This window comes from Blautia sp. An249 (genome assembly GCF_002159835.1).
GTDB classification, from domain to species: domain Bacteria; phylum Bacillota; class Clostridia; order Lachnospirales; family Lachnospiraceae; genus Blautia_A; species Blautia_A avistercoris.
In genome coordinates, this window is the sequence record NZ_NFJL01000030.1 from 21,756 (window position 1) to 29,828 (window position 8,073).

Genomic DNA, 8,073 nt, shown 5'->3' on the forward strand with positions numbered 1-8,073 from the left:
CGGCTCCGCTCCCGGCCATTTTGACCCTTGCCGGTTGTAGTAGTAAGTGAGAGGGGGATTTTTCTGCCCTGGTGTTTGGCATTTGGAGCATTTACCCGTAGTAGAGAGCAAAGAGAAAGGCTTTTTCCATCACCGGGTAGAAACCGCTGCGTCCGGCGTCATTTTAGCGAAAGCGGGCAGGAATGCCCTTTGCAGGATTAGTAGTAGCAGGAAAGGAGAAACAAACTTTTGTGGTTGCGATTTTCCGAAAAAGTGGCGGACGGAAGTGAGGGGAAGTTTGCAGTCACGGAGAGCAAGTTTCTACCACGGTGCCAAAATCCGCAATTCTGCGGTTTTGCCCCTCGCGGGAAACTTGTTGGGGAGTGCCTTCCCCAAACCCTGCTTTGCGGCTTGCGCCGCATATCCCCGCCGCGCTCATGCGGCAAGAAAGGAGGTCACACCATGCGAAAGAAATACAACACTCCCCACCGCAGCCGCGTTGTGAAAACCCGGCTGTCCGAAGATGAATACGCCGACTTCACAGCGCGGCTTGCGCCCTATGGTATCAGCCAGTCCGAATTTCTTCGGCAGGCGATACGGCGGGCGACCATACGCCCGGTTGTCCATGTGTCGTCGGTCAATGACGAGCTGCTCTCCGCTGTCGGGAAGCTGACAGCCGAGTACGGCAGGATCGGCGGCAACCTCAATCAGATTGCCCGGTATCTGAACGAGTGCGGCGCACCCTACAATGCCCTTTCCGGCGAGGTACGCGCCGCCATAGCCGACCTTGCCGCCCTCAAGTACGAGGTTTTGAAGAAAGTAGGTGACGCGGTTGGCAACACTCAAACATTTAGGCTCTAAGAATGCCGACTACGGAGCCGCCGAAGCCTATCTGACCTTTGAGCATGACGAGTTTACTATGAAGCCCACCCTCGACGAACAGGGGCGGCTTATCCCCCGCGAGGACTACCGGCTGTCCACGCTGAACTGCGGCGGAGAGGATTTTGCCGTTGCCTGTATGCGCTCCAATCTCCGCTATGGGAAGAACCAGCGGCGGGAAGATGTGAAAAGCCATCACTACATCATCAGCTTTGACCCACGGGACGCAGCGGACAACGGCTTGACCGTAGACTGGGCGCAGGAATTGGGCGAGAAGTTTTGCGCCCAGCATTTCCCCGGCCACCAAGCCCTGATATGTACCCACCCGGACGGGCATAACCACAGCGGCAACATTCATGTGCATATCGTCATCAACAGCCTGCGGATTGAGGAAGTCCCGTTCCTGCCCTACATGGACAGGCCATCCGACACGAAAGCCGGGTGCAAGCACCGCTGTACCGACGCTGCCTTGCGCTACTTCAAATCCGAAGTCATGGAGATGTGCCACCGGGAGGGGCTTTACCAAATCGACCTCTTGAACGGCAGCAAGAACCGCGTCACGGAACGGGAGTATTGGGCGCAGAAAAAGGGACAGGCCGCGCTGGACAAGCAGAACGCCCCCATGCTTGCGGAGGGTATCACACCCCGGCAGACCAAGTTTGAAACGAACAAGGAAAAGCTGCGGCAGACCATACACCAAACCCTTTCCACAGCTGCCAGCTTTGACGAGTTTTCCTCTCTGCTGCTGCGGGAGGGCGTGACCGTCAAGGAGAGCCGGGGGCGGCTTTCCTACCTCACGCCGGACAGGACGAAGCCCATTACCGCCCGGAAGCTGGGCGATGATTTTGACCGCGCCGCTGTCCTTGCCGTTTTGGAGCAGAACGCCGCCAGAGCAGCCGAAACGCCCGCCACCCCGCGCACCATAAAAGGCCGTTTGCAGGCCGCCAGAACCGAGATAGCCGATACAAAGCAGACCGGTGTGCAGCGGCTTGTGGACATAGCCGCCAAGAGAGCCGAGGGCAAGGGCAAAGGCTACGAGCATTGGGCAAAGATACACAATCTGAAACAGGCGGCAAAGACGCTGAATGTGTATCAAGAATACGGTTTTACTTCCCCGGAGCAACTGGAAGCGGCCATAGACACCGCCTATGCGGAAATGCGGCAGACCAGCGGCGAACTGAAAACGCTGGAAACCAAGCTGCAAGGGAAAAAGGAGTTGCAGCGGCAGGTGTTGGCCTACGCCCAGACCAAGCCCGCCCGTGACGGGCTGAAAGCGCAGAAATCCCCCAAAGCCCGCGACGCATACCGACAGGCGCATGAGAGCGATTTTATCATAGCCGAAGCCGCCGCCCGGTATTTCCGGGAGCATGGCATTAGCAAACTGCCCGCCCGGAAAGCGTTGCAGGCCGAGATCGAGCAGCTTATTTCTCAAAAAGACAGCCTTTACAACGGCTACCGGGAACAGAAACAGCGGTTCAAGGAGTTGCAGACGGTCAAGAGCAATATCGACCAAATTCTGCGCCGGGAGGAACCGAACCGCAGAAAGGAGCAGAGCCATGAGCGATAACTTACCCCGCATGGACTACCGCCAGCACCGGCGGGCGCGGCGGCTGGTGTATGAGTGCTGTAATTACGACGAGGGGAACTGCCTGCTATTGGACGACGGGGAGCCTTGCGTGTGCGTCCAGAGCATTTCCTATTCCCTCATGTGCCGCTGGTTCCGTGTGGCTGTCCTGCCCCTTGACGGGGAGCTGGCCGCAGCCCTCTTGTGCCGGAGGAGCCGGAAACGGTGCGCGGTCTGCGGGGCGGCTTTTGTCCCCAAATCCAACCGGGGAAAATACTGCCCCGACTGCGCCGCCAAAGTACGCCGCCGCAAGGAAGCCGAGCGACAGCGCAAACGCTACCACCTTTCTACGCATTTAGGGGCTTTCAAACCCTTGTAAATCAAGGCTTTTTTGCCCGCCCTCAACGGGGGCTTGATAGATTTATCCTTTTCCCCCGGAAACGGCGTTCTAAATGCGTACAAACGCCCTAAATCCACCCAAAGGAGGAACCATGTCAGATAACCGAAAATATTACTACCTGAAGCTGAAAGAGAACTACTTTGACGAGGACGCTATCGTGCTGCTGGAGAGTATGCAGGACGGTGTACTCTACTCCAACATTCTCTTGAAGCTGTACTTAAAATCGCTGAAAAACGGCGGGAAGTTGCAGCTTGATGAAAATATCCCCTATACCGCCCAGATGATTGCCACCATAACCCGCCAGCAAGTCGGCACCGTAGAACGAGCCTTGCAGATCTTTATGAAGCTGGGGCTTGTGGAGCCGCTGCAAAACGGCGCGCTGTATATGAGCAACATTGAACTGCTGATCGGCCAATCCTCTACCGAGGGGGAGCGGAAACGGCGGGCAAGGCTGGCTTTGCAGGGGCAAAAAGCCTTGCCAAAGGCCGGGGTGGACAAATGTCCACCATATCAAGCGGACATTTGTCCACCAGAGTTAGAGATAGAGAAAGAGATAGAGATAGAAAAAGAGAGAGAGCGAGAGTTAGATACGGGACAGGCCACCCGCGCCGCCTATGGCCGGTATGGAAATGTCTTTCTGACCCAATCGGAACTGGACGGTCTGAAAACTGACCTGCCCGGCAAATGGGACTACTACATTGACCGGCTATCCTGTCATATCGCGTCCAGCGGCAGGACATACCGCAGCCATGCCGCCACGATTTACAAATGGGCGCAGGAGGACGCCGCCAAGAAAGCCCCGAAAAAGGGCATACCCGACTACTCATGCAAGGAGGGCGAGAGTTTATGAAGAACGAGTTGAAAGCAACGATTGACACCATAACGGCCACTACGCCGGAGCCGGAGGACTACACCGGCGAGGACGGTTTGCTGTACTGCGGCAAGTGCCACAAGCCCAAAGAAGCCTACTTCCCGGAGGGCAAGGCATTGTTTGGGCTTGACCGCCACCCGGCAGAGTGCGACTGCCAGAGAGCCGCCCGCGAGGAACGGGAAGCCGCCGAGCAGCGGCACAGGCACCTTGACACCGTGGAAGAACTGAAACACCGGGGCTTTACCGACCCAACCATGCGGGACTGGACTTTTGAAAACGACAACGGCAGGAACCCGCAGACCGAACTTGCCCGCCGGTATGTGGAGCATTGGGAGGATATGCGAGCCGACAATATCGGCTGCCTGTTCTGGGGTGGTGTGGGAACCGGCAAAAGCTACCTTGCGGGCTGCATCGCAAACGCCCTCATGGAGAAAGAAATCCCCGTCCACATGACGAACTTTGCCCTTATCCTCAATGACCTTGCCGCCAGCTTTGAGGGGCGCAACGAGTACATTTCCCGCCTTTGCCGCTATCCGCTGCTGATCCTTGACGACTTCGGCATGGAGCGCGGCACCGAATACGGACTGGAACAGGTTTTCAATGTGATAGACAGCCGTTACCGCAGCGGCAAGCCGCTGATCGTCACGACCAACCTCACGCTGGACGACCTGCGGAACCCGGAGGACACCGCCCACTCTCGTATTTATGACCGGCTGCTTTCCATGTGCGTCCCGGTACGCTTTACCGGCGACAACTTCCGGCAGGAAGCCGCGCAGCGAAAAATGGAGAGCATGAAGAAACTGATTACCGACTGAAAGGAGTATTGCCTATGGCAGATAACAAGCAGCACGACCACCGCACCACCCGCCGCCCCGACTGCGTGACAGAAATCCGCATGGGCAATTCCGTCCTTGTCGTGTCCGGCTATTTCAAGAAAGACACCACAACCACCGCTGCCGATAAAATGGCACGGGTACTGGAAGCGGAAGCCGCTGCTACACAAAAACCAGCAATTTAACGAATTGTAAAGAAGCAGTTTTGACGCTTTTACCGCTATACAGCCCCCACTATTCCGTGGTACAATAAAGTTGCGGAATAGTGGGGCTGGCTGTCGGAAACGGAGGATTTTATGTTAAGACAAGCCACCCAAAACCTGATTACCGCCCTTTATCCGAGGTTATCCCATGAGGACGAATTGCAAGGCGAGAGCAATTCCATATCGAACCAAAAAAGGATACTCGAAGCCTACGCAAAACAGAACGGCTTTACCAATCTGCGCTGGTACACCGACGACGGTTATTCCGGTTCAAATTTCCAAAGGCCGGGCTTTCAGTCTATGCTTGCAGACATTGAAGCCGGGAAAGTGGGAACCGTTATCGTCAAGGATATGTCGAGGTTGGGGCGAAATTACCTGCAAGTGGGGTTTTACACGGAAATGCTGTTCCCTCAAAAGGGTGTGCGGTTTATCGCTGTCAACGACAATGTGGACAGCGCAAACGGCGGCATGGACAACGATTTTACCCCGCTGCGAAATCTGTTCAACGAATGGCTGGTGAGAGATACGAGCAAGAAAATCAAGGCAGTAAAAAGGTCAAAAGGTATGAGCGGAAAGCCTGTTACCAGCAAGCCGGTCTATGGCTATGTGATGGACGAGGACGAGAATTTCATCATAGACGAGGAAGCCGCCCCGGTGGTACAGCAGATTTACCAGCTTTGCCTTGCCGGGAACGGCCCGACCAAGATTGCCCGTATGCTGACGGAGCAGCAAATCCCCACGCCGGGAACGCTGGAATACCGCAGGACGGGCAGCACCCGCCGTTATCACCCCGGCTATGAGTGCAAGTGGGCAACAAACACCGTCGTTCATATCCTCGAAAACCGGGAATACACCGGCTGTCTGGTGAACTTCAAGACGGAAAAGCCCTCTTACAAGGTCAAGCACAGCGTAGAGAACCCCATCGAAAAGCAGGCCATTTTTGAGAACCACCATGAGCCGCTGATCGACACGGAAACATGGGAGCGTGTGCAGGAGTTACGCAAACAGCGTAAACGCCCGAACCGCTACGATGAAGTGGGGCTGTTCTCCGGTATGCTGTTCTGCGCCGACTGCGGCCATGTGCTGTATCAACAGCGGTATCAGAACAAAGACCGCAAACAGGACTGTTACATCTGCGGCAGCTACAAGAAGCGCACCCGCGACTGTACGGCGCACTTTATCCGAACCGACCTGTTGACCGCCGGTGTCCTCTCCAATCTCCGGCAGGTGACCGAATACGCCGCCAAGCATGAGAGCCGCTTTGTGAAGCTGCTGATCCAACAGAACGAAATCGGCGGCAAGCGAAAGACCGCTGCGGCCACCAAGCAGCTTGAACAAGCGCAGGAACGCATTTCTGAAATCAGCCGCATGATTAAGCGGCTGTATGAGGACAATGTAAACGGCAAAATCAGCGACGAGCGTTTCATGGAACTGTCGGCTGACTACGAAGCCGAGCAAGCGGAACTGAAAAAGAGAGCCGCCGCCCTGCAAGCCGAACTGGACAAATCGCAGGCAGCCACCGTCAACGCCGAGAAATTCATGGGCATTGTCCGCAAGCACCTTGCCTTTGAAGAACTGACCCCCACCCTCTTGCGGGAAATGGTGGAGAAAATCGTGGTGCATGAGTGCAGCTACGACGAGAACGGCACCCGCAGGCAGGACATTGAGATTTATTACAGCTTTGTCGGCAAGATTGACTTGCCCGAATAACCGCCCGACCTATCCGACACAATGGCCAAGTGCCGGATAGGAACGGCAAAATTTTTTACACTTCTATTACTTCTTTATCGCACACAAGAAAAGAGCCAGGGCGTCAAGCAGCTCGTCGCGGGCGGCGGTGTTGCCCTGATCGGCATTACCCTTGTCCCCCTGCTGTCCGGGCTGCTGGGCTGATACCCCGCAAGCCGCAACCGTGATGAACCTATCCCTCCGCGCCCTCTCCATGAGGGAGGGCGCGGGAAAGGAGGTGTACCCGCATGATAGGTGATTTGATTGGCGATTGGATAAAAGGCATTTTGATAGACGGTATCCTGGGTAATCTCTCCGGCCTGTTCAGTACGGTCAATACCAAAGTCGGGGAAATCGCCTCCGACGTGGGGACGACGCCCCAGGCGTGGAACGGCGGCATTTTCAATATGCTGCAATCCCTGTCCGAAACGGTGATCGTCCCTATCGCGGCGGCCATCCTTGCCATCATCATGTGCTATGAGCTGATTGAAATGATCGTGGAAAAGAACAATATGCACGACTTTGACAGCTCCATGTTCTTTCGCTGGATGTTCAAGAGCGCGTTCGCCATCCTCATTGTGACGAATACCTGGAACATCGTCATGGGCGTTTTCGACGCCACCCAAGCCGTCGTCAACCAGAGCGCCGGGGTGATTATCGGGGAAACCAGCATTGACTTTGACACCCTCATTCCCGACCTGGAAACGCAACTGGAAGCAATGGACATCGGGCCGCTCCTGGGCCTGTGGTTCCAGACCCTTGTTGTGGGGCTGACGATGAATGTTCTTTCCATCTGCATTTTCCTTGTGACCTACGGGAGAATGATTGAAATATACGCCGTGACCGCCCTGGGGCCTATCCCCCTTGCCACGATGGGGAACGCCGAGTGGCGCGGCATGGGCCAGAACTATCTGAAATCCCTTTTGGCGCTGGGCTTCCAAGCCTTTTTAATCATGGTGGTGGTAGGTATTTACGCGGTGCTGATACAGGAGATCGGCACAGCGGACGACATTTCCGGCGCGATATGGGGCTGCATGGGCTATACGGTTCTGCTTTGCTTCTGCCTGTTCAAAACCGGCAGTATCAGTAAGGCCGTCTTTCAGGCCCATTGACGGGAGGTGAGGATTATCCGCATTGGACTACTTGACGTGGACTCCCACAACTTCCCGAACCTGTGCCTGATGAAGCTGTCCGCCTACCACAAGGCCCAGGGCCATCAAGTGCTTTGGTGGAACCCGCTGTTTTACTTCGATGTGGTTTATAAGAGCCGGGTGTTTACGGACACCTACTCCAAGGACACCATTGCCGTCACCAACGCAGGGACGGTGATAAAGGGCGGCACTGGCTACGGCCCAGGCCCCGACCTGCCGGACGAGATCGAACATACCTACCCGGACTACCAGCTATATCCGCAGTATTCCCAAACCGCCTACGGCTTTTTAAGCCGGGGCTGTCCAAGGGGCTGCGGATTTTGCATTGTGGGCGGCAAGGAGGGCCGCAAAAGCCGGAAAGTGGCTGACCTCTCCGAGTTTTGGCGGGGCCAGCCGGAAATCAAGCTGATGGACGCAAACCTGCTGGCCTGCCCCGACCATGAACGGCTGCTGGTGCAGCTTGCC

Annotated in this window: 8 protein-coding genes and 2 pseudogenes; all 10 read left to right on the plus strand. The window is 56.0% G+C overall.

Annotated features, from left to right (window positions below; all coding sequences use genetic code 11):
• Window positions 1–441 precede the first annotated feature (441 nt).
• On the plus strand, window positions 442–840 hold the full coding sequence (locus B5F53_RS18290) for a plasmid mobilization protein (protein ID WP_087226730.1): 399 nt from the start codon (window positions 442–444) through the stop codon (window positions 838–840).
• On the plus strand, window positions 812–2,425 hold the full coding sequence (locus tag B5F53_RS18295) for a relaxase/mobilization nuclease domain-containing protein (protein WP_087226733.1): 1,614 nt from the start codon (window positions 812–814) through the stop codon (window positions 2,423–2,425). The genes B5F53_RS18290 and B5F53_RS18295 overlap by 29 nt, the downstream gene beginning before the upstream one ends.
• A complete protein-coding gene (locus B5F53_RS18300) occupies window positions 2,415–2,801 on the plus strand; it encodes a cysteine-rich VLP domain-containing protein (RefSeq protein WP_087226737.1) in 387 nt (128 codons plus the stop codon). The genes B5F53_RS18295 and B5F53_RS18300 overlap by 11 nt, the downstream gene beginning before the upstream one ends.
• 112 nt (window positions 2,802–2,913) lie before the next feature.
• Entirely contained in the window at window positions 2,914–3,672 is a 759-nt protein-coding gene (locus B5F53_RS18305; RefSeq protein WP_087226740.1) for a phage replisome organizer N-terminal domain-containing protein, read from the plus strand.
• On the plus strand, window positions 3,669–4,508 hold the full coding sequence (locus B5F53_RS18310; RefSeq protein ID WP_087226743.1) for an ATP-binding protein: 840 nt from the start codon (window positions 3,669–3,671) through the stop codon (window positions 4,506–4,508). Before B5F53_RS18305 ends, B5F53_RS18310 begins: the two co-directional genes overlap by 4 nt.
• A 14-nt stretch (window positions 4,509–4,522) precedes the next feature.
• Entirely contained in the window at window positions 4,523–4,711 is a 189-nt protein-coding gene (locus B5F53_RS18315; protein WP_069988279.1) for a transposon-encoded TnpW family protein, read from the plus strand.
• A 111-nt stretch (window positions 4,712–4,822) separates the two neighbouring features.
• Complete coding sequence (locus tag B5F53_RS18320; RefSeq protein ID WP_087226746.1) at window positions 4,823–6,439, plus strand: recombinase family protein; 1,617 nt, start codon at window positions 4,823–4,825, stop codon at window positions 6,437–6,439.
• 90 nt (window positions 6,440–6,529) lie between these two features.
• A pseudogene (locus tag B5F53_RS20755) lies at window positions 6,530–6,622 on the plus strand (Maff2 family mobile element protein); the annotation flags it as partial.
• Window positions 6,623–6,705: 83 nt separating this feature from the next.
• A complete protein-coding gene (locus B5F53_RS18330) occupies window positions 6,706–7,569 on the plus strand; it encodes a VirB6/TrbL-like conjugal transfer protein, CD1112 family (protein ID WP_087226752.1) in 864 nt (287 codons plus the stop codon).
• Between the two features lie 36 nt (window positions 7,570–7,605).
• Window positions 7,606–8,073 (plus strand): annotated as a pseudogene (locus B5F53_RS18335) (radical SAM protein); the annotation flags it as partial.